This window comes from Micromonospora sp. CA-259024 (genome assembly GCF_050936255.1).
Lineage (GTDB): Bacteria > Actinomycetota > Actinomycetes > Mycobacteriales > Micromonosporaceae > Micromonospora.
Genome location: NZ_JBNJND010000002.1, coordinates 1,589,032 through 1,613,921, shown reverse-complemented (window position 1 = coordinate 1,613,921; position 24,890 = coordinate 1,589,032). Strand labels below are relative to the sequence as shown.

General features: G+C 71.6%; 24 protein-coding genes and 3 tRNA genes. 17 read left to right on the top strand and 10 right to left on the bottom strand.

Going from position 1 to position 24,890, the window contains the following annotated elements:
- Positions 1-66: 66 nt before the first annotated feature.
- On the top strand, positions 67-597 hold the full coding sequence (locus ACQEUX_RS26960) for a peptidylprolyl isomerase (protein ID WP_433053981.1): 531 nt from the start codon (positions 67-69) through the stop codon (positions 595-597).
- A 100-nt stretch (positions 598-697) separates the two neighbouring features.
- A complete protein-coding gene (locus ACQEUX_RS26955; protein ID WP_433053978.1) occupies positions 698-1,609 on the top strand; it encodes a rhomboid family intramembrane serine protease in 912 nt (303 codons plus the stop codon).
- Positions 1,610-1,620: 11 nt separating this feature from the next.
- Here the strand turns inward: ACQEUX_RS26955 and ACQEUX_RS26950 are convergent, their stop codons facing one another.
- Complete coding sequence (locus ACQEUX_RS26950) at positions 1,621-2,055, bottom strand: PH domain-containing protein (protein ID WP_433053975.1); 435 nt, start codon at positions 2,053-2,055, stop codon at positions 1,621-1,623.
- Positions 2,056-2,173: 118 nt separating this feature from the next.
- Between ACQEUX_RS26950 and ACQEUX_RS26945 the strand changes: the two genes are divergently transcribed.
- The 6 genes from ACQEUX_RS26945 to ACQEUX_RS26920 all read left to right on the top strand — a co-directional run bounded on the left by ACQEUX_RS26945 (position 2,174) and on the right by ACQEUX_RS26920 (position 7,946).
- On the top strand, positions 2,174-3,346 hold the full coding sequence (locus ACQEUX_RS26945) for a thiolase family protein (RefSeq protein ID WP_433053972.1): 1,173 nt from the start codon (positions 2,174-2,176) through the stop codon (positions 3,344-3,346).
- A gap of 55 nt (positions 3,347-3,401) precedes the next feature.
- Positions 3,402-4,415, top strand: coding sequence for an aminoglycoside phosphotransferase family protein (locus ACQEUX_RS26940; protein ID WP_433053970.1), 1,014 nt, complete (start codon positions 3,402-3,404; stop codon positions 4,413-4,415).
- 111 nt (positions 4,416-4,526) lie between these two features.
- On the top strand, positions 4,527-5,039 hold the full coding sequence (locus tag ACQEUX_RS26935; protein ID WP_433053967.1) for a hypothetical protein: 513 nt from the start codon (positions 4,527-4,529) through the stop codon (positions 5,037-5,039).
- An 84-nt stretch (positions 5,040-5,123) separates the two neighbouring features.
- Positions 5,124-5,816, top strand: a complete 693-nt coding sequence (locus ACQEUX_RS26930; protein WP_433053964.1) for a response regulator transcription factor — start codon at positions 5,124-5,126, stop codon at positions 5,814-5,816.
- A gap of 46 nt (positions 5,817-5,862) precedes the next feature.
- Entirely contained in the window at positions 5,863-7,293 is a 1,431-nt protein-coding gene (locus ACQEUX_RS26925) for a sensor histidine kinase (RefSeq protein WP_433057157.1), read from the top strand.
- A gap of 56 nt (positions 7,294-7,349) precedes the next feature.
- On the top strand, positions 7,350-7,946 hold the full coding sequence (locus ACQEUX_RS26920; RefSeq protein WP_433053961.1) for a hypothetical protein: 597 nt from the start codon (positions 7,350-7,352) through the stop codon (positions 7,944-7,946).
- A gap of 222 nt (positions 7,947-8,168) precedes the next feature.
- On the opposite strand, the gene ACQEUX_RS26915 is transcribed toward ACQEUX_RS26920, so the two are convergent.
- The gene (locus tag ACQEUX_RS26915) at positions 8,169-10,376 is read right to left on the bottom strand and encodes a glycosyltransferase family 39 protein (RefSeq protein ID WP_433053958.1); all 2,208 of its coding nucleotides are present in this window, start codon (positions 10,374-10,376) and stop codon (positions 8,169-8,171) included.
- A gap of 124 nt (positions 10,377-10,500) precedes the next feature.
- On the opposite strand from ACQEUX_RS26915, the gene ACQEUX_RS26910 reads away from it, so the two are divergent.
- Positions 10,501-11,208, top strand: a complete 708-nt coding sequence (locus ACQEUX_RS26910; protein WP_433053955.1) for a glycosyltransferase family 2 protein — start codon at positions 10,501-10,503, stop codon at positions 11,206-11,208.
- A gap of 119 nt (positions 11,209-11,327) precedes the next feature.
- Positions 11,328-11,801 carry a redox-sensitive transcriptional activator SoxR gene (gene soxR / locus ACQEUX_RS26905; RefSeq protein ID WP_433053952.1) on the top strand — a complete coding sequence of 158 codons (474 nt, stop codon included), beginning with the start codon at positions 11,328-11,330 and terminating at the stop codon, positions 11,799-11,801.
- 37 nt (positions 11,802-11,838) lie between these two features.
- Here soxR and ACQEUX_RS26900 read toward each other — a convergent pair whose 3' ends face one another.
- Entirely contained in the window at positions 11,839-12,813 is a 975-nt protein-coding gene (locus tag ACQEUX_RS26900; protein WP_433053949.1) for an NAD(P)H-quinone oxidoreductase, read from the bottom strand.
- A 163-nt stretch (positions 12,814-12,976) separates the two neighbouring features.
- On the opposite strand from ACQEUX_RS26900, the gene ACQEUX_RS26895 reads away from it, so the two are divergent.
- Positions 12,977-13,063, top strand: a tRNA-Ser gene (locus ACQEUX_RS26895).
- A 189-nt stretch (positions 13,064-13,252) separates the two neighbouring features.
- Here ACQEUX_RS26895 and ACQEUX_RS26890 read toward each other — a convergent pair.
- Positions 13,253-13,405 carry a hypothetical protein gene (locus tag ACQEUX_RS26890; protein ID WP_433053946.1) on the bottom strand — a complete coding sequence of 51 codons (153 nt, stop codon included), beginning with the start codon at positions 13,403-13,405 and terminating at the stop codon, positions 13,253-13,255.
- Positions 13,406-13,548: 143 nt separating this feature from the next.
- Between ACQEUX_RS26890 and ACQEUX_RS26885 the strand changes: the two genes are divergently transcribed.
- Positions 13,549-14,091 (top strand): YbhB/YbcL family Raf kinase inhibitor-like protein, encoded by a 543-nt coding sequence (locus tag ACQEUX_RS26885; RefSeq protein WP_433053943.1) that lies wholly within the window; start codon positions 13,549-13,551, stop codon positions 14,089-14,091.
- 65 nt (positions 14,092-14,156) lie between these two features.
- Here the strand turns inward: ACQEUX_RS26885 and ACQEUX_RS26880 are convergent, their stop codons facing one another.
- Positions 14,157-14,867 carry a class I SAM-dependent methyltransferase gene (locus tag ACQEUX_RS26880; RefSeq protein ID WP_433053940.1) on the bottom strand — a complete coding sequence of 237 codons (711 nt, stop codon included), beginning with the start codon at positions 14,865-14,867 and terminating at the stop codon, positions 14,157-14,159.
- Between the two features lie 213 nt (positions 14,868-15,080).
- Between ACQEUX_RS26880 and ACQEUX_RS26875 the strand changes: the two genes are divergently transcribed.
- Positions 15,081-16,916, top strand: coding sequence for a hypothetical protein (locus tag ACQEUX_RS26875; protein ID WP_433053937.1), 1,836 nt, complete (start codon positions 15,081-15,083; stop codon positions 16,914-16,916).
- A 7-nt stretch (positions 16,917-16,923) separates the two neighbouring features.
- Here ACQEUX_RS26875 and ACQEUX_RS26870 read toward each other — a convergent pair whose 3' ends face one another.
- The gene (locus tag ACQEUX_RS26870) at positions 16,924-17,706 is read right to left on the bottom strand and encodes a hypothetical protein (RefSeq protein ID WP_433053934.1); all 783 of its coding nucleotides are present in this window, start codon (positions 17,704-17,706) and stop codon (positions 16,924-16,926) included.
- A 332-nt stretch (positions 17,707-18,038) separates the two neighbouring features.
- On the opposite strand from ACQEUX_RS26870, the gene ACQEUX_RS26865 reads away from it, so the two are divergent.
- Positions 18,039-19,568 (top strand): peptide deformylase, encoded by a 1,530-nt coding sequence (locus ACQEUX_RS26865; protein WP_433053931.1) that lies wholly within the window; start codon positions 18,039-18,041, stop codon positions 19,566-19,568.
- A 68-nt stretch (positions 19,569-19,636) separates the two neighbouring features.
- Here ACQEUX_RS26865 and ACQEUX_RS26860 read toward each other — a convergent pair whose 3' ends face one another.
- Entirely contained in the window at positions 19,637-20,752 is a 1,116-nt protein-coding gene (locus tag ACQEUX_RS26860) for a globin domain-containing protein (protein ID WP_433053928.1), read from the bottom strand.
- A gap of 144 nt (positions 20,753-20,896) precedes the next feature.
- Here ACQEUX_RS26860 and ACQEUX_RS26855 point away from each other — a divergent pair, with 144 nt between their 5' ends.
- Positions 20,897-21,667, top strand: a complete 771-nt coding sequence (locus tag ACQEUX_RS26855; RefSeq protein WP_433053925.1) for a CPBP family intramembrane glutamic endopeptidase — start codon at positions 20,897-20,899, stop codon at positions 21,665-21,667.
- 4 nt (positions 21,668-21,671) lie between these two features.
- Here the strand turns inward: ACQEUX_RS26855 and ACQEUX_RS26850 are convergent, their stop codons facing one another.
- Positions 21,672-22,490: a hypothetical protein gene (locus tag ACQEUX_RS26850; protein ID WP_433053922.1), complete on the bottom strand. Its 819-nt coding sequence runs from the start codon at positions 22,488-22,490 to the stop codon at positions 21,672-21,674.
- Between the two features lie 619 nt (positions 22,491-23,109).
- Here ACQEUX_RS26850 and ACQEUX_RS26845 point away from each other — a divergent pair.
- Positions 23,110-23,200 (top strand) — tRNA-Ser (locus tag ACQEUX_RS26845).
- 35 nt (positions 23,201-23,235) lie between these two features.
- A tRNA-Arg gene (locus ACQEUX_RS26840) sits at positions 23,236-23,308 on the top strand.
- An 89-nt stretch (positions 23,309-23,397) separates the two neighbouring features.
- Here ACQEUX_RS26840 and ACQEUX_RS26835 read toward each other — a convergent pair.
- Together ACQEUX_RS26835 and ACQEUX_RS26830 are read right to left on the bottom strand one after the other, a co-directional pair.
- Positions 23,398-23,964, bottom strand: coding sequence for a tyrosine-type recombinase/integrase (locus ACQEUX_RS26835; protein ID WP_433053920.1), 567 nt, complete (start codon positions 23,962-23,964; stop codon positions 23,398-23,400).
- A 218-nt stretch (positions 23,965-24,182) separates the two neighbouring features.
- Positions 24,183-24,740, bottom strand: a complete 558-nt coding sequence (locus ACQEUX_RS26830; protein WP_433053917.1) for a hypothetical protein — start codon at positions 24,738-24,740, stop codon at positions 24,183-24,185.
- Between the last annotated feature and the right edge of the window lie 150 nt (positions 24,741-24,890).

The window sequence follows — 24,890 nt, the reverse complement described above, 5'->3', positions numbered from 1 at the left end:
TCCGCGATGCCAGATCGGGCACATGGGAGGATCCGCATGGAACTGACCAACGAGTGAGGAGTACCCGTGGCCGAGGCTGTCTACGCCACCTTGCACACCAACGCTGGCCCGATCCGGCTGGAGCTCTTCCCGAACCACGCGCCGAAGACGGTCCGCAACTTCATCGACCTGGCCGAGGGGAACCGGGAGTACACCGACCCGCGCACCGGTCAGCCGGGCAGCGGTCCGTACTACGACGGCACCATCTCGCACCGGGTCATCAGCGGTTTCATGGTCCAGATGGGCGACCCGACCGGTACGGGCCGGGGCGGGCCGGGCTACAAGTTCGCCGACGAGTTCCACCCGGAGCTGCGGTTCGACCGTCCGTACCTGCTGGCGATGGCGAACGCCGGACCGGGCACCAACGGTTCGCAGTTCTTCATCACCGTGTCCCCGACGCCGCACCTCAACAACCGGCACACCATCTTCGGGCAGGTCGCTGACGAGGCGTCGGTGAAGGTCGTGGACTCGATCGCGAACACCCCGACCGGCCCGAGCGACCGTCCGCTCCAGGACGTCGTCATCGAGCGGGTCGAGATCGAGCGGTCTGCTGCCTGACGAACCGGCGAGGTACCTTTGCTCGCATGATTGAGCGCTCCGGAGCACCGCGCCGGCCGGCGCCGGTGGATCGCGCGGCGGTGGACGGAGGGTCGGCCCGGTGAGCGAGTCTCCGCCGACCACCCCGGTCTGCTACCGGCACCCCGGCCGGGAGACCTATGTCCGGTGCACCCGCTGCGACCGGCCGATCTGCCCGGACTGCATGCGGGAGGCGTCCGTCGGGCACCAGTGCCCGGAGTGCGTCAACGAGGGACGTCGCACTGTCCGGCCGGCGCGTACCGCCTTCGGTGGCGGTACCGCCGGCCGGCATGGCTATGTCACCAAGGGGATCATCGCGCTGAACGTGCTGCTCATGCTGCTCTCCATCGCCTCCGACCGGGGTGGGGACGCGGCGGTGGGTGGTTCGGGCTTCGGCGGCCTGATGGGCGGCAGCACCCCGCTGACCAACTGGGGGTCGGTGCTCGGGCTGGCGTTCCTCCCCGACGGCACGCTCGGTGGCATTGCCGATGGCCAGTGGTACCGCCTGGTCACCGCGATGTTCCTGCACTACGGCGTGATCCACCTGCTGCTCAACATGTGGGCGCTCTGGGTGCTCGGCCGGTCCCTGGAGGCCAACCTCGGCCCGCTGCGCTTCGGCGCGCTCTATTTGGTCGCGGGCCTCGGCGGCAACGTCGCGGCCTACCTGTTCAGCGCCCAGAACTCGGCCACCGCCGGAGCGTCCACCGCCGTCTTCGGTCTCTTCGCCGCGCTGATCATCATTGAGCGCAAGCTGGGTCGGGACATCTCCCAGGTGATCCCGGTCCTGGTGATCAACCTGGTGTTCACGCTGGCCGTGCCGGGCATCTCCATCCCCGGGCACCTGGGCGGCCTGGCGATCGGCGCGGTGATGGCGCTGGTGCTCGCGTACGCGCCGCGCGGCCGGCGCACGCTGGTGCAGGTCGCCGGTGGTGCGATCATCCTGCTGATCCTGCTCGCGCTGGCCTACTTCCGGACCACGCAACTGTTGGGGTGACCGGGCGAGGGCTATCCGGTGGTGTTCGGGCGGACGGCACGCAGCTCGGCGGCCACCTCCTCCGGGGTGGCCCCGAGGTCGTACCGGCCGAACAGGTGCAACGAACTGCCCGCGTCGATCTCCAGGGTCTCGCTGCTCAGCCCCAACCGGGGCCGGCGGTCCACGGCGATCGCCTCGATTGCCGACCAGGGCAGCAGCCGCCGGCCGGCGAACCCGTGGATGACGGTGAGCCCCGCCGGGGCCACCGTCAACCGCACCGGCGCGACCAGGTCGCGTACCGCCCAGCCGGCCAACGTGGCGGCGGCCAGGGCGGCCACGACGAGCCGGACCGGGTCACCGTCGGCGAAGAGCAGCCCGAGCGCGACCAGCAGGACCGCGCCGGCCAGTTTTGCCGCCGGCAGGCTCGCCGGCACCCGCCACTGCCGCACCGGGGAGGTCTCATCCACCCGCCCAGCATGCCAGCGACTGTCGGGTGCCGGGGTTACGGGCACCTCGACGCCGGGGCGGACGACCGGTCCATGGACGACGTAGGATCGAGGCAGCCCAAGTTACCGGGGAGTAAACATGAGTGACGCGGTCATCGTCGGCGCGGTACGGACCCCGGTCGGGCGGCGCAAGGGCAGCCTCGCCAGCGTCCACCCGGTCGACCTCTCGGCGCACGTGCTGCGCGCCCTCGCCGAGCGCACCGGGCTCGACCCGGCGCAGGTCGACGACGTCTTCTGGGGCTGCGTGTCGCAGGTCGGCGAGCAATCGTGGAACATAGCCCGCAACGGCGTGCTCGCCGCCGGCTGGCCCGAGACGGTGCCCGGCACGACCCTGGACCGACAGTGCGGCTCCAGCCAGCAGGCACTGCACTTCGCCGCCGCGACGGTCCTCTCCGGCCAGGCCGACCTGGTGGTGGCCGGCGGGGTGGAGTCGATGACCCGGGTGCCGATGGGCTCCAGCGTGGCCGGCGGCATGCCGTTCAGCGACCAGCTACGCGCCCGCTACCGGGGCGTCGAGGGCTTCGCCGACGACGCGCCGTTGCCGTTCAACCAGGGGGTCGGCGCCGAGCTGATCGCCCAGCGGTGGCGTCTCTCGCGTACACAGCTCGACGAGTTCGCGCTGGCCAGCCACGAGAAGGCGGCGGCCGCGCAGGACGCCGGGGCCTTCGATCCGGAGCTGACGCCGGTGCCGCTCGCCGATGGCGGCAAGTTCGCCGCCGACGAGGGCATCCGCCGGGACACCACACTCGACAAGCTCGGCGAGCTGGCAACCCCGTTCCGTGCCGATGGTGTCGTGACCGCCGGGTCCGCGTCCCAGATCTCCGATGGCGCCGCCGCCCTCGCGGTGACCACCTCCGAGTGGGCCAGCCGGCACGGCCTGCGCCCGCTCGCCCGGATCCACACGGCCGTGGTCGCCGCCGACGACCCGGTCACCATGCTCACCGCGCCCATCCCGGCCACCGCGAAGGCGCTGCGCCGTGCGGGGCTGGGCATCGAGGAGATCGGGGTGTACGAGGTCAACGAGGCGTTCGCCCCGGTGCCGCTGGCCTGGCTGGCGGAGACCGAGGCGGACCCGGAGCGGCTCAATCCGCGCGGTGGGGCGATCGCCCTCGGTCACCCGCTCGGAGGCTCCGGTGCTCGGATCATGACGACGATGCTCCAGCACATGCGGGACAACGGGATCCGCTACGGCCTGCAAACCATGTGTGAGGGTGGCGGCATGGCCAACGCCACCATCGTCGAGCTGGTCTGACGTTCGGGCGGAAAACGCCTCGCCCTCGCCACGGAGGCCCCCTATGGTGCCCAGCGTGACGACGATCGCCGGTGAGCGCGCCCCCGACTGGTCCAGCGAAGAGTGGCAGGTGCGGGCCCGTTCCTGGGTCGACGCACGGCTGAGCCAGGCCGGCCGGCGGGTGACCGGGCTGGTCGAGCCCCGGGTGCGTCCCTGGTCGCTGGTGTGGCGGGTGCCCACCGACGGCGGGCCGGTCTGGTTCAAGGCCAACAACCCGGGCACGGTGCACGAGACCGTCCTGATCGCGACGCTCGCCCGGCTGACGCCCGAGCGGGTGCTGACACCGATCGCGGTCGACGCCGAGCAGGGCTGGTCGCTGCTGCCCGACGGCGGCGAGTCGTTGCGTGACGTGCTGGGGCGCGACCCCGATCTGGCGCACTGGGAGCGGGCGCTGCCCGGGTACGCCGCGCTGCAACTGGCCACCGCGCCGTGTGCGGACGAGCTGGTCGCCCGCGGCGTGCCGGATCACCGCCCCGAGGTGCTGGCCGGGCTGTTCGCCGGGCTGCTCGACGATCGCGAGTCGCTGCTGATCGGTGGCGAGGGTGGGCTCAGCCCGGAGATGTACGAGCGGCTGCGGTCCGAGGTTCCGTCGTACGCCGAGCGGTGCCGCCGGCTCGCCGACATCGGTATTCCGGCCACGGTGCAACATGACGACCTGCACGACGGCAACGTCTTCGCAGGCGAGGACGGGTACCGCTACTTCGACTGGGGCGATGCCTCGGTGGCGCACCCGTTCGGCACGCTGCTGGTGACTCTGCGCTCCATCCGGTACGCCAAGAAGCTGGCGGCCGATGACGCCCGGCTGGTTCGGCTGCGCGACGCCTACCTGGAGGCGTGGACCGACCGGTACGACCACCGGACCCTCGTCGAGGCCGCCGACCTCGCGATCAACCTGGGCCCGGTGAGCCGGTCGCTCTCCTGGCGTCGAGCCCTGGACACCCCGGAGGAGTCCCGCGCCGAGTACGCCGACGCGGTTCCCGGCTGGCTGGAGGAGTTGTTCGCGGCTGATCCACTTCAGCCGGACTCCTGACCACGATCCGTCCGGCTCGGAAGTCGGACAGGCAGTGCGACACGCCGCGTGGAACTTCCAAAAAACCGGCGTGACCCACGTCACCCCGCCGGGGAGGTCGTTGGGCAGGTCATGGACGTCTTCTCCCGAACGTTCCTTCCGGCCGCCGCCGAGGCTGGCCTGGCTGTGCAGACCCTGAGCCGGCACATGCCGGTCTTCCGGCGCTGCGTCGGCTCCGGTGACGCCACCATCCTGGTCACCCGTTGCAGCCGCCCCGACCGCCCGGTCACCGGCGACTACCTGCTGCTGCTCACCCACCGTCGACTGGTGGTGACCCAGCAGACCCGGCTGCTGCACCGGCTGCGCCTGCACCTCAACACCGAGCTGCGCGAGCTGAGCAACGTCACCTGGAGCCCGGACCCGCGGCTGCAGTCGGTCGAGTTGGCGGCTACCGCGATCGACGGGATCCGCGAGCGGTTCCTGATCCGTACCAGTCAGCCGAAGAGGGTCTGGCAGCTCGACGCGTTGCTCAACCACGCGTTCCGGACCCGCCTGCGGACACCCCGCGAGCGGATCGTCGCCACCATCGGTGACACCCCGGCCGCCGTGCGGCCCAGTGTGTTCCGCCCCGCCGTGGTGAGCTGACGCTCCAGCGGCCTCGCATCGCCTTTACCGAACTCGAACACGCACCGATCGCCCCGAGCCCACCGGGTCGGCAATCATGGGCCGGTGACCGTCGAACCGCCGCACCGCGGGCTCGTCCTCGTGGTCGAGGACGAGCCGGCCATCGCCGACCTGGTCCGGCTGTACCTCACCCGTGACGGGTTCGGCGTCCACCTGGAACGGGACGGCACGGCCGGCCTCAGCGCCGCCCGCCGGCTGCGCCCGGTGGCCTGCGTCCTGGACATCGCGCTCCCGGGCCTGCCCGGCACCGAGATCTGCCGCCGTCTGCGCGAGGTCGGAGACTGGACCCCGGTCATCTTTCTCACCGCCCGCGACGACGAGGTGGATCGGATCGTCGGCCTGGAGTTGGGTGCCGACGACTACGTCACCAAGCCGTTCAGCCCTCGGGAGTTGGTCGCCCGGGTGCGAGCGGTACTGCGCCGGTCCGCCGGCGGCCCGGAGGGCGCGGACCGGCCACGTGTCGTCGGCCCGGTGACCCTCGACCCGGCCCGCCGAACGGTCACCGCGGCGGGTGTCCCGGTGCAGCTCACCTCCACCGAGTTCGACCTGCTGGCCCACCTGATGGCCCGGCCCGGCCGGGTCTTCACCCGGGAGGAGTTGTTGGCCGGCGTCTGGGGTTACGCGGCACACGCCGGCACCCGCACGGTCGACGTACACGTCGCCCAGGTGCGGGCGAAGCTCGGCCCGGCCAGCGTGATCCGGACCCATCGCGGCGTGGGGTACGCGGCCGATGCCTGACGATCCCGCCCGGCAGCGGCCGACGCCGAGCGCCGATTCGCCGACCATGGCCCTGCCGGTGGTCGGCACCGGCCCACCGGCCGCACCTCGACGTAGCCGGCTCGGCCGTACGCTGACCGCCCGCGCGGTGCTGGTCACCTGCGCGGTGGCGCTCGTGTCGGTGCTGGTCACCGCGATCGTCGCGGTGCCGCTGGCGATCCGCGGCGCGGAGCGACGCGATCAGGAGGCGCTCGCCGCGCAGGCCCGGCTCGCCGCCGAGGTGCTGCGGACGAGACTGGACCGGGGTCGCGGTGCCGACGAGGAGCGGCTCATTCAGCAACTGCGCAACCAGGGCATCGACGCGTACCTGATCCGGGGCGGGACGGTCGACCGGCCGGGTCTGCCGCCCCGGGTGGTGCAGCGGATCGAGCAGGGCCGCAACGTGTCGGTCCGCCGCCCGGTCAACGGCCACCGTGCCCTGGTCGAGGGGCGGGCGCTGGCAGGCGGCAACGGGGTGGTGCTCACCCGTCGCTCGGCGGACGGGTTGTGGGCCCGGGTGCTGCTCAGCCTCTGGTTACCCCTGCTGGCCGGGCTGACCGCCGGTGTGGTGGCCGGGCTACTGCTGGCCCGCCGGCTGGCCCGGCCGATCCGCGTCGCGGCCACCGCCGCCGCCCGGCTACGCGCCGGCGACCGGGCGGTCCGGGTGCCGGTCGAGCCGCCGGACGAGGTCGCCGACCTGGCCGAGGCGTTGAACGGGCTGGCCGCCGCACTGGCCACCAGCGAGGGGCGACAGCGGGAGTTCCTGCTCTCCGTGTCGCACGAGCTGCGCACCCCGCTGACCGCGATCCGGGGGTACGCCGAGGCACTCGCCGACGGGGTGCTCGGCGCGGACGACACGGTCGACACCGGCCGGACGATGCTGACCGAGGCCCAACACCTGGACCGGCTGATCGGCGACCTGCTGGCGCTGGCCCGGCTGGAGGCCGCCGACTTCCCCCTCGAACCGGTGCCGGTGGACCTGGCCCGGTTGGCCATGGACGCGGAGCCGACCTGGTCCGGCCGATGCGCGGCGGTGGGTGTGCCGTTCCGGGTCGAGACGCCAGGTCAGCCGGTGCCCGCGTACACCGATCCGGGGCGCATCCGGCAGGTGCTGGACGGGCTGCTGGAGAACGCGCTGCGGGTCGTACCCCCGGGGTCGCCGGTGGTGCTCGCGGTCCGGCCCGCCGGCGCGGACCCGGCCGCCGGTGGTGTGCTGGAGGTCCGGGACGGCGGGCCCGGCTTCACCGACGACGACCTGGCGGTGGCGTTCGAGCGCGGTGCGTTGCACCAGCGCTACCGGGGGGTGCGCAAGGTGGGCAGTGGGTTGGGGTTGGCGCTGGCCGCCGGGCTGGTCCGCCGGCTGGGCGGAGAGATCACCGCGGGCCACGCACCGGAAGGCGGCGCCGCCTTCACGGTCCGGCTACCCGGAGATCCTTACCTGGCTCGAACATCGGCCTGACGCTCCGCTCGTCGTCGGAGGGAATGCTGAGGGCTCCACGGACGAGAGGGAACGCCATGCCACGTTGGGGATTCGCCACCGGCACCACGGCACTGCTCGCGGCGGTCGCGCTGGGTCTCAGCGGCTGCGGTGCGGCCGAGGTGGCCAGCCAGCCCGCCCGGGAGGCCGCTGTCGAGGTCGCCGCCGCGATGGGCGTCGAGGGCCAGGCGCTGGCCGCGATGGGCTTCGACGCCGACGACCTGGACGTGCTGACCGTCGCTGCGCCGGCCACCCCGGCGCCGGGTGCCTCCCCCACGGCCAACGAGAAGGCCCGGGAGAAGCGCGGCGAGGAGTGGCGCAAGCGCCGCCAGGCCCGCGTGCTGCTGCGGAAGAACACCCTGCACGGCGAGGCGGTGGTGCAGGCCAAGGACGGTACGCGGACCGTCGCCGTGCAGCGGGGCGAGGTGACCGCGATCGACGGCGACTCGATGACCGTCAAGTCCACCGACGGCTTCACCATGACCTGGACGTTCGGCGACGACCTGCGGGTCGTCGAGCGGCGCGCGGCCGTGCAGCCGAGCGAGGTCAAGGTTGGCGCGACGCTCGGTGTCGCCGGTGCGAAGGATGGCGACAAGGGCGTGGCCCGCCTCATCCTCATTCCCCGCACCAAGTGAGCGGAGGGAGGGGCCCTGGTCGACACCAGGGCCCCTCCCTCGGTCAGTAGACGCGGGAGCCGATGAAGTCGTCGTGACCGTAGCCGACCGGGTCGGCGGCGGTACGGGCCTCGAACGACCGCTGCTGCCGGGTGCTGCTGGAGCACCCGGTCAACCGCGGATTCTTGCGCGCGGGATGCAGAACCGCCCGGATCGGACTATCCGGGCGGTGAGGTCGTGATGTCACCGGCCGGGCGGTAGCGCGTAGCCGACGTAGCCGCGGAACTCCAGCCGCCAGCCGGCCGGGACCAGCTTCGCGCAGGCCGGCTGGCTGCCGGTGCAGACGATCGCGTCGACCGAGGAGGGATCGGCCGGCGGCCGTTCCGGCAGAACCGACTGCAACGCCACCAGCTCCGGTGAGCGCCCGTCGGGCTGCCGCAGCAGCAGCCACCACGGGTACTCCCAGTTGTCGTTCTGCTGTACCAGCCCGATCCGTCGGGCACCGCTGTCGCGGACCGCCGCCGCGGCCCAGCGGAACTCGTCGGCCCACTGTGGGCGACGCAGGAACCGGGTGTCCCAGTCCGAGGTGGTGAAGACCGAACCGGCGCCGACCAGCCGTCGTGGGAAGCCGTACGACAGTGCGAGCATCCCGGCCAGTGCCGCGGTGGCCAGCACGGTGACGGCCGCCAGCGTGGCCACCGTCCGCTGCGCCGCCCTTCCGGTCGTGCCGGCAGCCCCAGTCGTGCCGGCGTGGCGGCGGAGGAACGCGTCCAGCCAGAGCCCGGCCAGCGGCACCGCGAGCACCAGGGCGTAGAGGATCAGCCGGTTGCCCCACGGCTGCCACTTGATCATCGAGGTGTGCAGCAGGACGGTGGCCAGCACCACCACCGCGTACGCGCGCAGCGGCCCGGCCTGCTCGGAGTCGATCCGGCGCGGGCGCGCGAGCGCGACCAGCGCGCCGATCACCACAAGTGCCCCGGCCAGGGGAAAGGCCACCCGGTCCTCGTCCGGATACCAGGCCGGCTCCGGAAAGATCTCCCGCCCGAAGGTGATCGCGCGGTCCTGCGGGTCGACCCCGATCACGCCCGCGCCGTCGATGATCACCTCGGCACCGGCCCGGCGCAGGGGCGCCAGTGGTGTGTCGAACGCGGTGTGCCCGATGCGTAGCGCGTTGACCAGGATCGACGGCGGATCGTGCCGTTCCATCGGGATCGACTCGCGTAACCGGGGTGGCCCCAGCGGATGCCCGAACTCGGCGGTCACCCGGGCCAGGAACGGGCCGACCACCACGGCCGCGACCAGCAGGATCAGCACCGACCCGCCGATCGTGCGGGCCGTCGCGCCGACCGGCCGACCCCGGGCCGCCAATGGCGCGCCCCCTGCGTCCGCGCTCCTGGCCAGGGCCAACCTGAGCTGGGCCAACCCCCAGAGCACCAGCAGCGGGCCGACCGCGATGAGGCCACTGGTCTTGGTCACGGCGGTCAACCCGGTGGCGGCCCCCAACCCGAGTACCGTGCCCCAACCGGTCCGCCGACGTAGCCCGTCCAGCACCAGGGTCGCGGCGCAGGCCACCCACGCCGCGCAGACCAGGTCGGTCTGCGTGCTGGTGGCCTGGAGCACCACCATCGGCGTGGTCGCCAGCACGAACGCGGTGAGCAGCTGGGCCCGTCGGCTGCCGCCGAGCTGCGCGGTGATCCGTGCGGCCACCAGGAGGCAGACCACCCCGGCCGCCCACTGCACCAGGTTGTGCAGGTGATCCCCGCCGGTGAGGAGGCGCAGGTGCAGCAGCAGATACTCGGCTCCGGGCGGGATGGTGACCTGCCGGTGGATGGCGGTGGGCCAGAAGTCCAGGTCGCCCTGCGCCACCCAGTGCTCCACCTTGGGCAGGTGGTACGTCTGCGAGTCGAAGTTGTTCGGCTCGGCCAGCAGCGCGACCAGCAGCTCCACCAGGACCAGCGCGCCGACCGTGCCGGCGAGCAGCCGCTCGCCCCGACCCGCCGTACGCCAGGTGTCCACCGCCACGGCGAGGAGACCGGAGGGCGCCCGGCCGGCCCGGATCGGCGCGGGGTCGGGCCCGGCCGAACCGCGGTCGACAGCCGGGGCGGACGTCTCGGGGTCGGCCCCGGCCACCACAGCGCCGACCGGCACCGGTCGCGGCGCGGCGGCGGGCGGCTGGGCGAGCCGGGTCGCCCGCCGCCGCAGCCCGGCTGCCGTCGCGGCGGCGGCCAGGAAGAGCAGCCAGGCGGCAACGAACGCCGGCCGGGTCAGCGCGTGCAACGCACCGAGCACCTCGACGACGAGCACCGCGTACGCCCCGGTGAGCAGTGCGGCGCGCACCGCGGCGAGCCTCAGCGGTGCCACCGCGCCGACCTCGCGCGGCCTTGTCGCGACGATGAGCAGGAGCACCGAGGCGGCAGGAACCGCCGCGAGCAGGGAGCCGGCAGCCGACATGGCCGGAAGTAAACACCATCGGTCTGAGCCCGCCACGCCGACTGCCCGATGGTGGCGGTGAGCAGCGGACTAACCAGCCAGGATAGGCTGGGTCTGACGTGTCGTCGCCACCGTGGAGATTCCCGTGAAGCTCTCGATCCTCATGCCGGTCTACAACGAGGAAGAACGCATCGCGGATGCCCTCAAGCAGGCGTTGGCGGTTGACTATCCCTGTGAGATCGAGCTGGTCGTCGTCGACGACGGCAGCCGGGACGGCACCGGCGAGGTCCTCGGTCGCGCGGACGACGCTCGCCTGCGGGTCATCACCCACCAGCGCAACGCCGGCAAGGGTGCGGCCATCAAGACGGCGGTCGACAGCGCGGAGGGCGACTACATGGTCATCCTCGACGCCGACCTGGAGTACGACCCGCAGGACATCCCCAAGCTGCTCGACCCGGTGCTCGACGGGCGGGCCACGGTGGTCTACGGCAATCGCACCTTCGGCAGCCACAGCGCCTACAGCTTCTGGTATGTGATGGGCAACAAGGGCGTCACGATGGCGGCCAACGTGCTGTTCAACTCGTACATCGGCGACCTGGAGACCTGCTTCAAGCTGATGCCGGTGGCGCTCTACCGGTCGCTTGACGTGCGCTCGCGTGGCTTCGGCATGGAGGCCGAGGTGACCGGCAAGCTGCTGCGCCGCCGGATCCGCCCGTACGAGGTGCCGATCAGCTACCGGGCGCGTGGCCGGGAAGAGGGCAAGAAGATCACCTGGAAGGACGGCGTCGAGGCGATCTGGATCCTCGGCCGGGAGCGGGCCCGCCGCCGGCCCGCCGTCTCCTCCCCGCGCTGATCCCAGGACCCGCTGATCGACCTCCGCAGGCCGTCGGCGTCCGGCAGTGCCACTGGGCATGATCGGCCCGCTCGCCGTACTGTGTGAGTTGAAGTGCACTTCAACTCAAGGACCTGGTGATGCAGGATCTGTTGACGATCGGCGAGCTGTCGGTCCGCTCCGGCGTGGCGCCGTCGGCGCTGCGTTACTACGAGCGACTCGGGCTGATCCGCGCCGACCGGACCGGCGGCAACCAGCGCCGGTACGCCCGCGCCGAGCTACGGCGGGTCGCCTTCATCCGGATCTCCCAGCAGGTCGGCGTCTCGCTGGACGAGATCCGCGAGGCACTGGACTCGCTCCCCGAGACCCGTACGCCCAGCCCGCAGGACTGGGCGCGGCTCTCCGCGAACTGGCGGAGCCGGTTGGACGAGAAGATCCGGCTGCTCACCAGGTTGCGCGACGACCTGGACGGCTGCATCGGCTGTGGCTGCCTGTCCATGCAACGCTGCGCGCTCTACAACCCCGCCGACGCGCTGGCCGGCGAGGGTCCGGGTGCCCGCCTGGTGCTGCCCCGACCGACGGACGACGTGACCCCGGCAGACGCGCCCGCCTGACTGCCGGCGCCCCGTCCGCCCGGCACCCCCGCCCGCGTCAGCCCAGCGTGAGCAGCACCTTGCCGAAGTGCTCGTTCGACTCGACGAGCCGGTGCGCCTCCGCCGCCTCGGCCATCGGCAGCCGCCGGTCCACGACCGGCCGGATCGTGCCGGCCTCGACCAACGGCCACACCTCGTCCCGTACGCCCTGGACGATCTCCGCCTTCTCGGCGAGCGGTCGGGCGCGCAGCGACGTCGCGGCGACGCTCGCCCGTTTGGTCAGCAGCGCGCCGAGGTCCAACTCGGCTTTGCGCCCACCCTGCATCCCGATCACCACCAGCCGGCCGCCGGTGGCCAGCGCGGCGACGTTCCGACCCAGGTAGGACGCGCCCATGATGTCGAGGATGACGTCGGCACCGCGGCCGTCGGTGGCTCGGCGGACCTCCTCGGCGAAGTCCTGCTCCTGATAGTCGATCGTGTGCGACGCGCCCAGCTCACGCAGCCGGGGGTGCTTGGCCGCCCGGGCAGTGGTCAGGACGGTGGCGCCGAGGGCCGCCCCGAGCTGGATCGCGAACGTGCCGATTCCGCTGCCCCCGCCATGCACCAGCAGCGTGTCCCCCACGCTGAGCCGCCCCACCTGGACCAGGTTCGACCAGACCGTGCAGGCCACCTCGGGCAGCGCTGCGGCGTCGACCGGGTCGCAGGCCGGCACCGGCAGCAACTGCCCGGCGGGCACCGCGACCCGCTCGGCGTACCCGCCGCCGGCCAGCAGCGCGCAGACCTGCTGCCCGACCGCCCACCCGGCGACCTCCGGGCCGACCACGGTGATCACTCCGGAGCACTCCAACCCGAGGTACGCGGGCGCACCCGGCGGTGGCGGATAGTGCCCCTGTCGTTGCAGCAGGTCAGCGCGGTTGACCCCACTGGCCCGCACATTCACGATCACCTCGCCGGGGCCCGGCTCAGGGTCGGGCACCTCGGCCCAGACCAGCGCATCGGGTCCACCGGGCTGCGGAATGGTAATGGCTCGCATGGGCTCAGTCTTCCCGAGTTCGCCGGGTATCGCAGCAGCACCCTCCAGCCCACTGTGGACGCGCTGGACCGCCTCGCCGGCCCATTCGGGGGAGGGACGCCGGGCCGCCCGGAGCGAGCCGTGGCAGACTATGCGTGGCCGTGCACCCACGGGTGACGGCCCGGGAGGGTTCGCCTAGTGGCCGATGGCGCTGGTCTTGAAAACCGGTAAGGCAGCGATGTCTTCGTGGGTTCGAATCCCACACCCTCCGCCGCGAACAGTCCCGAGTCGATCTGGTACGTGTGAGCGGCGGCCCGGCGGCCGGGTCGGGGTTGATCGACTCGGGTTTCAGGAGTTCGGGGTGTTCGGGCCCGTGCGGATGCCGCGGTTTCCTGAAGGTCGAGTGGATCTGGTGCCTGTGAGTGGCGTTGGGGCGGCAGTTCGGCACCCTGCGGCCCGGTCACTCCGGTGGGTCTTCGGCCCGCCGGGCCTCGCGGATCGTCTCCTCGGCCAGTCGCTCGACCGCGCGTCGGCGTTCCTCGGCGATGGCCTCGTCCCGGTGGCGGAACGCGGTGAGGACGGCCACCACGAAGTCCCGCCAGATTCCGGCCACGGTGTCCCCCTGAGGAACGCTGCCCGAACTTAACCGTAGCTCCGGAAAACCACTGTCGGTCAGCGCGTGCTTCGGGTCGTCGGAGGGGCCGCGGCGGGGTAAGAAGGGGCTGGTATCTCCGCACACCGGAAGGACGCGTCCCAATGACCCTGGAACGACCGATCGCCCCGGACCCGTACGAACTGCTACCGACGCTGCCCTCGTTCACGCTGACGAGTGACGACGTGCAGAACGGCGAGCCGATGGACGCGCGGCACGCGCACGGCAGCACCGGGGGTGACAACGTTTCCCCGCAGCTGACCTGGTCGGATTTCCCCGCCGAGACGAAGAGTTTCGCGGTGACCTGCTACGACCCCGACGCGCCGACCGGCAGTGGCTTCTGGCACTGGGTCCTCGTCAACGTGCCGGTCGACGTCACGCAACTACCCAGAGGCGCGGGTGGCGCGGCGGGCACCGACCTCGGTGGGGCGTTCTCGGTCCGCAACGACTACGGCGAGCAGGGGTACGGCGGGGCCGCCCCGCCGGCCGGTGATCGCCCGCACCGGTACGTCTTCGCGGTGCACGCCGTGGACGTCGACCGCCTCGACCTGACCCCGGACGTGAGCCCGGCGTACGTCGGCTTCAACCTCACGTTCCACACTCTGGCCCGAGCGGTGATCCGCCCGACGTACCAGATCAAGGAATGATCCCTACCCCGCGATCTTGCGCTCGTTCACGAAGGGCGGCGCAAGATCGCGGGGGTGGGGGTGGGTCAGGACGGAACGCGGGCCACCGCGAAGACGGACTGGCCGAACGGGGGACGGATGCGCTGCTCGGCGGCCTTGGTGGCGGGCAGGACGACGGTGTCGTACACCTTGACCATCGGGCCCTCCTTCGGCATCAGCCGGAAGACCTTGGTGGCCATGAAGTAGCCGATCAGACCCAGCGCATTGGCGTAGTGGATCTTTTCGACGGCCAGGCCGGCCTCGGTCATCGCCGCCTCGAGCGTTTTCTTCGTGTAGCGGCGGACGTGCCCGGTGGCGATGTCCGCCGGGCTCATCGCGAACTGGAACGCCGGCACGATGATGACCACGGCGCCGCCGGGTCGGACCAGGTCGCGCATGCTGCGCAGCGCGCCCACGTGGTCCTCGATGTGCTCCAGGACGTTGTACGAGACCGCGGCGCTGTAGTCGCCCCGGTCGTTGTGGGGCAGGAGCATCTGCCGGACGTCGATGTTCGGCCGGTCGGCGAGGCGCTCCTTGAGCTGCACCAGCCGGTCAGGGTCGGCTTCCGTGGCGGTGAACCGGGGCAGCCGCTCCGACCATTCCAGCGCGTAGTCACCGAGGCCGCTGCCGATCTCGATCGGGTCGTCGCCGAGGTACGGCACCGCCAGTTCGATGAACCAGCGGCGGTGGTTGACAGCGGTCGCAAGGCCCTCCAGCACCTCGGACTGCACGCGCTGATCCCCAGTGATTTCTGCCATGCGTCGATTCCTCACGATATGAACTCGACCCGTGCCTGGACCGACAGAGTGAATCATCCGCTGGGACGGCAGAAGAATCGGGGCATCGGGGGTGGCCGAATTGTGGTCGGGGGGTGGGTTCGTGATCGGCGGTCGGCGAACCCGGCACATAGTACGGCAGTACCCCGAAACATGTCACGGCAGCGCCATACGCTGACTACCCTATGAATTGTCATGACTACTCCTGAACCGGACGCGCCCAGCGGCAGCGACGGCCCGGCCGCTGTGTCGTCGGTGGAGGGGTCTCCCGGTGGCGTTCGGCCTTCCCGCAGGGGAAAGTTGGCCGATCTGGCCGCCGTACTGAGCTTCGTGGTGCTCGGCTTCTGGGTCACCGGTCGGCTCTGGCTGGACCCGGATAGCGCGGTGCGGGACAACCAGTCCGATCAGTCGCAGTTCGAATGGATGATGGCGCACGGTGCGCGAGTCGTCACGCATTTCGCGTACCCGTTCCATTCCGATCAGATGAACGTTCCGGACGGCGTGAATCTGATGGCCAATACGTCCGTATTATCCATTTCTTTGCCACTGACGCCGATCACCCTGCTTTTGGGGCCGCGGTCGACATTCCTGGTCTTTCTCACCGCCGGCATGATTGCCACCGCCACGGCCTGGTACTTCCTGCTCTCCCGGGTTCTGATCGGCGCCCGCGGCCCGGCGTGGCTGGGCGCCGGCTTCTGCGCGTTCGCGCCGGCCATGGTGTCGCACGCCAATGGGCACCCGAACATCGTGTCGCAGTTCGTCGTCCCGTTGATCATCTGGCGCACGCTGCGGCTCGGTGAACCGGGCCGCTGGCTGCGCAACGGGGTCCTTCTCGCGCTCGTGATCGTCTGGCAGGCCTTCCTCAACCTGGAGATCCTGCTGATGACCGCGATCGGGCTCGGTGTGATCGTCGGCGTGCTCGCGCTCGGCCGCGCGGAGCTGCGCTCGCGGGCCCGGCCTTTCATCGCCGGCCTTGCCGTGGCCGCCGGGCTCGCCGGGCTGCTGCTGGCGTACCCGCTCTACGTGCAGTTCTTCGGGCCGGGCGCCTACTCCGGGCTGTCCCGCCTGATCCGTGGCTACTCCAGCGACCTGGCCTCGTTCGTCGCGTACTCGCGGGAATCACTCGCCGGTAGCCCGCGCACCGCAGCCGGCCTGGCCAAGAACCCGACCGAGGAGAACAGCTTCTTCGGCTGGGCGCTGGTGGTGCTGGTGATCGCCCTGGTCTGGTGGCTACGCCGCTCGGTCGTGGTGCTCGCGCTGGCCGCGCTCGGGCTGCTCTTCGCGGTGCTCTCGCTGGGCCGGGAGGTCCGCTTCGACAACCGGGGTACGGGTGTGCCGGGGCCCTGGGCGGCGCTGGAGAATCTGCCCATCCTGCACTCGGTGGTGCCGACGCGGTGGGCGTTGGCGATCACCCCGATCATCGGCCTGCTGCTCGCCTACGGTGCCGAACGGGCCCGCGAGCTGGCCGCAGCGCACCCGGCCGACAGGGGCCAGGTCCGTTTCGTCACGGCCACCGTGCTCACGATGGCCCTGTTGCCGATCGCCCCCACCCCGCTGCCCGTGGCCGACCCCGACCCCGTCCCCACCTTCGTGACCAGTGGGGCCTGGCGTCCCTACGTGACGGGTGGGCGCAGTGTGGTGGCCCTGCCGCTGCCGGACACCACCTACGCGGAACCGCTGCGTTGGTCCGCGGCGACCCGGCTGGACATGCCGCTGGCCCGCGGCTACTTCCTCGGCCCGGACACCCGGCCGAACGCGGAGCCGCCGAGGGTTGCCCTGTTCGGTGCGCCGCCCCGCCCCATGAGCAGTTTCGTCGCCACCATCCGGCGTAGCGGGGCGGTGCCGCCGATCACCCCGCAGAGCCGGGTCGAGGCGGTCGACGACCTGCGTTTCTGGCGGGCGGGCGTGGTCATCCTCGGGCCGCACGAGCATGAGGCCGCGCTGCGCCGGGGGATGACCGAGCTGACCGGGATCCAGCCGGCCTTCACCGGCGGGGTGTGGGTGTGGGACGTGCGGCCGTTGACCGACTGACCGAGAGTCAGCCCTGGCGGACGCAGCAGCCCTGGCAGACCTTCGGTCGGGGCAGGGTGAAGGCGAGGCAGCAGGTGCGCCGCTGCACGCTCGGCTCACCGGTCGGCCCCGGGACCAGCTCGATCAGGTCCGTGAGGTCGAGCGCGCCCAGCAGGGTGTCGATGCTCTGCACCGTCGAACCGGGCAGACCGTCCGCGGCCCGCAGGATGCCGTGCGCGATGCCGGAGGCAACCGAGCCGAGCAGCGTCCGGGTGCCCACCCGGACCTCCGACTGGATCGCCGTGATGAGCGGCGCCAGGTGAGCGTCGAGCAGTGAGGCGCGCAGGACGGCCAGCAGCTCCGCCTCGTCGGCGACGACCCGCACCTCCGGCAGGTTGGCGAGCGCCAGCGGGTCGCTCGGCAGCACCGCCACGGTGGTGCCACGGCGCAGACCCAGGGTGAGCAGCTGCCGGTGGTCTTCGAAGTGGATCAGCACGTCGGCCGGGTCGAGCAGCGGCACCCGCCGCGCGGAGGCCCAACCCAGCACGACCGGCAGCGCCGTCCAGTAGCTGTACGACTTCCAGGCCAGCGCGGCGCAGGCGTGCGGGGTGCCGCCCCAGCGGACGGCGGCGCCGCGCAGCAGCTCCGGCAGCCGACTGCCGTCGATCAGGGTGGTGGCGGGCGCCCAGCCGAACTCGTCGTCGACCAGTAGGCCCCGGGCGAGCCCGGGAAGGTCGTCGGTGCCGAACATGGCCCGCAGCGCCGCGGTGACGGGGGCGAGCGGCGTGGCGGCGGTATCCCGCCTCGGCATCACCGCTGTCACCTGAGTCATCCCCCGTCCGCGTGACCGAGGAGTCTGCCCCGGCGGACGACCACCGTCGTCCTGAGCTAAGGCTAGCCTAACCAGGCCCTCGGGTCTAAGGGAAGCCTCACCTTGCTCGGAATCGGGAGGCCCAGGTCACCCCGACCCCCGGCGGAAGCGGTGCTCCGCCCCCGCGTACTACCCGGCGTCAGCGCCCGGAAACGCCGCCGCAGGATCGATGACTGTCGGTCGATTGTCAAGCGGTGTGTCGGCAAGGTGCCAGATGCGTGTGTGTTCGGGCACAGAAAGTGAAACTTATAGCCCCGGCCACGAGGAAGCCGATGACGACCTCACCCCTCGAACGGGCTGCCGACTCCTTCGCGGCCGAACTCGCCCGGCAACGGACCGGACGAGGGCTGTCCAAGAAGCAACTGGCCGTCCTGATGGGGTTCGACCCGTCCTACGTGAGCCACGTCGAGGGGCGCCGGCACCGCCCAACCGAGGACTTCGCTCGCCGCGCCGAGGCGGTCCTGGAGGCCAGCGGAGCGATCTGGCAGCGCTTCCGGGAGTACGACGACCTGCGGCACGCCCGCGCGGGTCAGCCGCACCGTGAGCCGTACCTGCCCGGACAGTGGCTGCCACCTGGCACCGGCCTCGTCGTGGAACGGGAGCTCGCCGCCCTCACCCACACCGACGACGGCTACCGGTGCGTCATCCACCGCGAGCTGTACAACGCCGGCACGGAGCCGGTCACCCGCTACCTGGTCCGGATCGCCGTCGACCGCTACCCGAACGACCCCGGCCGCTCCAATCGGCACCACCGGGAGCACCCGCTCAGTTTCGCCGAGCTGCAACTACAGGCCCGTCGCGACGACGGCGGGGGTGACCCGGAGCCGATGCACTGGCGGGCCAAACACGACCGGGACGCGTTCAAGGAGATCTGGCTGCTCTTCGAGAACGGGCAGCGGCGCTTCCCGCTCTACCCGGGCGACCGGGCCACCATCGAGTACGCGTACAGCGTCGGGCACGAGAAATGGGGTCCCTGGTTCCAGCGAGCCGTCCGGCTGCCCACCCGGCAGCTCGCCGTACGCCTCGACCTGCCGGCGGCGCTCGACCCGCAGGTGTGGGGCGTGGAAACCTCGCTCTCCGCGGAGGAGGGCCCGCTGCGGACGGCGCCGCAACGTCACGACGAGGATGACCGGGCGATCTACGACTGGCAGACCGACGACCCGCCGCTGAACGCCCGCTACCGGATGCAGTGGCGCTTCCGCGCCCGCCCGGAACCCGACCCGGACGGCGACCCCGGGGGCGCCCGGGTCCGGCCCAGCGACCGGATGCGCGGCCTCGGCATCGTGCAACGCGGCGCCGACCTGCTCCGCCAGCCCGTCCGCCCGTTCGACCTGCCCGGAGAGGAGCAGGTCGCGCGGGACGTGGTCGACCGGCTCACCACGGCCCTGGCCCGGCTCGACGACCTGCACCCGTTCAGCAAGGGTGTGGGCGTCGCCGCCCCGCAGCTCGGCATCGACCGGGCGGCGGCCGTGGTCCGGCCTCCCGACCGGTCGGCGGAGCCGGTCCTACTGCTCAACCCCCGGGTGGTCGACGCCGACCCGGACACCGACGAGCAGTACGAAGGCTGCCTCTCATTCTTCGATCACCGAGGTCTGGTGCCCCGGCCGTTGCGACTCGACGTGGAGCACGCCCAGTGGGACGGCAGCAGGATCATCACGTCGTTCGAGTTCGGCATGGCTCGGCTGGTCGCACACGAGATCGACCACCTGGAGGGCCGGCTCTACGTCGACCGGATGGCGCCCGGCGTGCCGCTGGTGCCGGTGGAGGAATACCGCGAAACCGGCCGCCCCTGGCGCTACTGAACAACGAGGGACCGGGGCGCGCGCCCCAGGGGGCAGGGGCACGCGCCCCGGTTTGGGGGGAGGAACGTCTAGAGGTCGCCGAAGGTGTCGTAGCGGATGTGCGGTGGCGGCACCTCGTCCGCAGCGAGCACCCGCAGCGTCGACCGGACCATCCGGGCCGAGCCCGAGACATAGCAGTCGTGCGTGGTCCACGGGCCGTACCGGGCCACCACGTCCGGGATCTCTCCCAGCTCACCGTCGAAGTCCGGGTCCTCGCTGCACGCCGCGGTGACCGACAACCACGGGTGCACGGCGACCAGCTCCTGCAACCCGGCCAGGCCGTACAGGTCCGCCGCCTGTCGGGCACCGTAGAAGACGTGCACCCACCGGGTCCGGTTGTAGGTGGCCAACTCCTCCACGAGCGCCTTGATCGGCGCCAGGCCGACCCCGCCGGCCACACAGAGGATGTCCCGTTCCGAGGTGCGGTCCAGGGTCATCGACCCCATCGGTGCCGCCAGGCGGAGCAGTTCGCCCGGCCGTACCCGACGCACCAGCGCGCCCGACACCCAGCCGGCCCCCGGGGACCGCACGTGGAACTCCAGCACGTTGTCGTCGTTCGGGGCGTTCGCTATCGAGTAGTTCCGCCACACCCGGGGGTGGTGGCGGGGCACCTCCAGGCTGAGGTACTGCCCCGCCTGCCAGCGCAGTGGATGCTGCAACGCCTGGCAGGTCAGGACGGCGGTGTCCGGGCCGTACCGCTCGTGGGTCAGCACCTCGGCATGCCAAAACGGCGGGTCGTCGTCGGCCGCCGCCCCGGCCACCATCAGGGCGGCGATCGCCGCGTACGCCTCCCGCCACGCCTGGTCGTACTCCAGGTTCCAGCCGTCGCCGGCGGTGCTGCGCAGCGCGTCCAGCAGCGCGACGCCCATCGTCGCGTAGTGCCGCTCGTCGACGTGGTACTTGCGGTGGTCGCGGCCCAGCGCCCGGAGGAACTCGTCGAAGCTCTCCGGGTCGTCGACGGTGTGGATCGCCGTGATGATCGCTTCCAGGAGGCGGTCGCCCTGGCCGGTCATCTGCACCGGAAAGAGTTGCCGCAGGGCGGGGTCGAGCAGGAACAGCCGGGCGTAGAAGTGCCCGCTCAGCCGGACCCGGTCCTCCTCGACCAGGGTCCAGCTCTCCTTCAGCAACCGCGCGAGGTTGTCCACGGGCACTCCTTCTCCAGACGGCAGCGGATCGGGCGCTCATAGAATCTCCACGGAGAGTGTTTACCGGTCGCACAGAATGTGCGACCGGCTCATGGTGGCCGGTCGGCCGTGTCACCGGTGCCACCGGTCGGGCAGAGTGGTGCGGTGACCGTTGAGCTGACCCGACCGGTGTCCCGCCAACTGCTGGGGACCGAGACGCTGCTGGTCCTCGGCCTCTCCCTCGGCCAGTCCGCGGTCTACGCGGTGGTCTCGATCGTCGCGAAGCTGACCGCCGACGGTCCGCTCTCCAAGCAGACCGCCTCGCTGAACACCTCAGCGTCGGCCCGCCCCTGGCTGGACCTCACCTACCAGCTACTCGGCATCGTCTTCGCGCTGCTGCCGGTGCTGCTCGCCGTACACCTGCTCAGCCGTGACCCCGGCGACCCGGCGCGGACCCTCGGCCTGGACGCCCGGCGGCCCGGTCAGGACCTGGCACGCGGTGCGGGCCTTGCCGCGCTGATCGGCCTGCCCGGGCTGGCCCTGTTCTGGGTGGCGGCCCAGTTGGGCATCAACGCCACGCTCGTGCCGGCCGCGCTGCCGCAGGTCTGGTGGGCGGTCCCGGTGCTGATCCTCGCCGCCGCGCAGAACGCCGTGCTGGAGGAGGTGATCGTGGTCGGTTACCTGGTCACCCGACTGCGTCAGCTCCAGTGGCGGCTCGCCGCGATCATCGCGGCCAGCGCCCTGCTCCGCGGCTCGTACCACCTCTACCAGGGCTTCGGCGCGTTCCTCGGCAACGCCGTGATGGGCGTCGTGTTCAGCCTCTTCTACCTGCGTACCCGGCGGGTGATGCCGCTGGTCATCGCGCACACCCTGCTCGACGTGGTCGCCTTCGTCGGCTACGCCCTGCTGCCCCGGGAGTGGTTCGACTGGCTCTGACCGGTCAGGGCACGTCGGGTCGGTAGAGGGCCGCCGCCCGGGCCGCGAGCCGGTCGGCCGCCGCCGCGTCACCGAGCGCCGCCGCGAGCACCGCCGCGCCCGGCAGCAGCCGGGCCACCAGCCGCAGCGCGACCCAGCCGCCGGCCTGCGCCGTGAGCGGCGCGGCCAGCCGCCAGGCGGCCTCCGCCGCGCGCGGCCAGCCCCTCTCGACCGGGTCGCCCGCCGACTGCGCGGCAGCCAGCGCCGCCTGTGCGCTCGCCGTGTCCGGGTGCACCTGGGCGAGTACCAACAGCTCGGCGACCCGGTCGGGATGCGTCGGATCCTTGCCGTACGCCGCGGCCAGGTGCAGCACCAGGTTCGAATGGGTCCAGAGCACCGAGGCCAGTTCGGCCAGCGGAGCGAAGAACCCGGCCAGCGCCGCTGTCGCCCCGCCCGCACCCGCCGAGCGGACGAACCGCCGGGTCGCCAACCGGGCCAGGCCGTCCGCCGGCGCGTCCGGATACCGGACGCGCAGCCGCGCGGCCCAGTCGCCCGCGCCGGGCCCGAGCGCCCGCACCGCGGCCAGGGCCAACAGCTCCGGCGCGAAGCCAGGGTGGTCGAGCACGCGCGCGGCGACCGCCCGCAGCTCCGATTCCGGGGTACGCGCCGAAGCCGGCGCGATCTGCTGCTCGGCGGGGGATACCGGCGCCGTGTGCTGCTCGGCCGAGGGCTCCGGTGCGGCCTTCTTCGCCGTGGTGCTCTTGCGGGGGGTCGCCGTCCGTTTGGTGGGGCTCGCGGCGCGCTTGCTCGGTGTGGGAGTCGGAGCCTGCGTGGTCGGCGTCACATCCGCTGCCTTCCTGGTGGCAGCCTTGCGAGCAGGCGTGGCCCGGGCCTTCGGCGCCCGGCTCGCTGGCTCGACGACCGTCGGCGGGCCCGGCTGCTCGACGCTCGCTGGGTTGCTCGGTGGACCTGGATGGTCGGCGCTCGCTGTGTTGCTCGGTGGACCTGGCAGGTCGGCGCTCGCGTCGCCGGTCGGTGGGCCCGGCTGGTCGGCGCTCGCGTCGCCGGTCGTGTCGGCCGGTGGGCGCCTCGGCTGTGGGGGCAGGGGGCGGTCCGGCTCCGGTGGCTGGAAGAGCACCGCCGGGGCGGCCTTGGCCCGCCGAGGACGCTGACCGGCCGGAGCGGTTGCTGGCTGTACCGTCGTCTCCGCGGACTGCTCGGCGGCAGTCGGCGGCGTGAAGGTGGCCCGTGGAGAGCGTCGACGCGCTCTCTCAGCAGGCTCTCGACGGGTCGGCTCGCTGGGCGGCTGCTCCTGCATATCGATGGAGCGTAGTCCCGATCACGCCGCCGCACAGCGTCGAATCACGGGGGCGGGCGGCCACTGCGGGCGTACCCCGGAAGTCGTTTTGCTCCCGGTGGGTCGCGACCTGTATCCTCGGGCGCGGTGGTCTGCGGATCACCAGGGAGACTTCGCCTAGTCTGGTCTATGGCGCCGCACTGCTAATGCGGTTGGGGTCTTAAAGCCCCTCCCGGGTTCGAATCCCGGAGTCTCCGCGCGAAAGCCGGGTGTGTACACTGGCTGAGCACAAGCGCCCGTAGCTCAATGGATAGAGCATCTGACTACGGATCAGAAGGTTAGGGGTTCGAGTCCCTTCGGGCGCACATAGTTGAACAGCAAGAACGCACAGGGCCGGTCGCTTGCGACCGGCCCTGACAGCAACCGGTGACAGCAACGTCATTTCTCGGGTTCCTCATCCAGCAGGCCGCCCAGCTGATCCAGCGCCGCCCGCGTGTCGTCCAGACTCACATGCCCGTAGACCGTCATGGTCATTTCCAACGTGCTGTCCGACGATGTCCATCACCGTCCGGGGCGGCACACCCAGGGCAAGCAGCACCGAGACGCAGCCGTGCCGCAGTTCATGCAGCCGGATCGCCGGCAGCCCGGCCGCCGAGCACTCGGCCTGAACCAGACGAGTGCAGTTGCGCGGATCCAGCGGCGTGCCGATCGGCGTGGTGAACACGTAGCCGAGGCTCGGCCGCTTCGTCCCGAGCGCGAGTCGTTCCGCCTCCTGGCCGCGCTGGTGATCCCGCAGCGCCCGCACGACCATCCCCAGCAGCGGCACCGCCCGAGTCGATCGCTGCGTCTTCGTCGGAAAGGTCGCCAACTGCCCCTCGACGCGGTGCAAGCTGCGCCGCACACCCGGCGACGGCAAGCGGCGGGTTCGCTCCACCAAGCGGCGGCAGGACGCCCCGGTCCTGCCCCGCCTCCCGGTGGAGAACCGGACTTTGCGCTGGTCACCGCCCTCCAAGTGAAGCATCAGGAGGATGAGCCGGACAGGCCAAGCCCTGAAGGTGAGGCCCTGGTTCGTCGGTATGCCCAAGCCGTGAAGAACCACCCGCTGACACCGACATCGCCCGACAACGACAGATGGGCTGACCAGGGCCGCACACCCCTGGCCAGCCATTCGCGATCTTCTTCTAATCCCAAGGCCGCTGCCGGCCGCCCTCGGTGGGGAGAGGGCGACCGAGACGTTGGCTAGAGCTTCCCGCAGGGCCGGACGGTCCGGTGGCCCAGCCGGTTGGAGACCGCGGCGACGAAGCCAGGGTCAAGCATCGGCCAGTTCCAGAACTCAAACCCGAGGTAGCCGAAGCCCCAGGGCGGGCTCCATCGCCACTCGTTGATGCCGGCAGGCTTGCCGCAGTGCCTGCATGCGCGCACGCCGGTCCCGCCCATGTACCACTCGTCAATGACCGGCGAGAAGTTGTTCCAAGAGTCCTTGTCTTGGTCGTCTACGACAACTGCTCCGCAGCGTGGGCAGACGACTTGGTCGACGCCCATCGAGTAGAAGACCGACCGTCCCGCGACCACGCGGAATCCGTTGGTGCCAAGCTCGTGCAGGTCTGCCCATGGTTCGACCGTCGCGGCGGGGTAGTTCGGCCCGGGACGGTGTCCTTGGTTGCCCAGGATGCAGTCCGTCTGTTCGGCCATGACGATGCCCTGCTCAACGAGCCAGGACAACACCTCGGCGCCCAACCGGTCAGCTTCCTCCGGGGTTGCCTCAACGTCGGCAATCGTTTCGAACCAGTCGCCCATCGCTGACTCCCTTCGCCCACCGTCCGCCGGACATCCTGACGGCAACGAGTGACAGCAACAGCTTCGGACTCGACAGCACCGACGAGGACGGCAACCGTCACGAGACGAGGGCGCAGGCCGACGTTCGGACGGATCCGGACCGCCTCGCTG

Coding starts and splice junctions, on each gene's coding strand:
- ACQEUX_RS26925 (WP_433057157.1), top strand. CDS start 5,863: ATGGCCCTGCCGGTGGTCGGCACCGGCCCACCGGCCGCACCTCGACGT.
- ACQEUX_RS26880 (WP_433053940.1), bottom strand. CDS start 14,867: ATGGCAGAAATCACTGGGGATCAGCGCGTGCAGTCCGAGGTGCTGGAG.
- ACQEUX_RS26945 (WP_433053972.1), top strand. CDS start 2,174: ATGAGTGACGCGGTCATCGTCGGCGCGGTACGGACCCCGGTCGGGCGG.
- ACQEUX_RS26885 (WP_433053943.1), top strand. CDS start 13,549: ATGACCCTGGAACGACCGATCGCCCCGGACCCGTACGAACTGCTACCG.
- ACQEUX_RS26865 (WP_433053931.1), top strand. CDS start 18,039: ATGACGACCTCACCCCTCGAACGGGCTGCCGACTCCTTCGCGGCCGAA.
- soxR (WP_433053952.1), top strand. CDS start 11,328: ATGCAGGATCTGTTGACGATCGGCGAGCTGTCGGTCCGCTCCGGCGTG.
- ACQEUX_RS26835 (WP_433053920.1), bottom strand. CDS start 23,964: ATGCTTCACTTGGAGGGCGGTGACCAGCGCAAAGTCCGGTTCTCCACC.
- ACQEUX_RS26830 (WP_433053917.1), bottom strand. CDS start 24,740: ATGGGCGACTGGTTCGAAACGATTGCCGACGTTGAGGCAACCCCGGAG.
- ACQEUX_RS26920 (WP_433053961.1), top strand. CDS start 7,350: ATGCCACGTTGGGGATTCGCCACCGGCACCACGGCACTGCTCGCGGCG.
- ACQEUX_RS26875 (WP_433053937.1), top strand. CDS start 15,081: ATGACTACTCCTGAACCGGACGCGCCCAGCGGCAGCGACGGCCCGGCC.
- ACQEUX_RS26900 (WP_433053949.1), bottom strand. CDS start 12,813: ATGCGAGCCATTACCATTCCGCAGCCCGGTGGACCCGATGCGCTGGTC.
- ACQEUX_RS26870 (WP_433053934.1), bottom strand. CDS start 17,706: ATGCCGAGGCGGGATACCGCCGCCACGCCGCTCGCCCCCGTCACCGCG.
- ACQEUX_RS26935 (WP_433053967.1), top strand. CDS start 4,527: ATGGACGTCTTCTCCCGAACGTTCCTTCCGGCCGCCGCCGAGGCTGGC.
- ACQEUX_RS26915 (WP_433053958.1), bottom strand. CDS start 10,376: ATGTCGGCTGCCGGCTCCCTGCTCGCGGCGGTTCCTGCCGCCTCGGTG.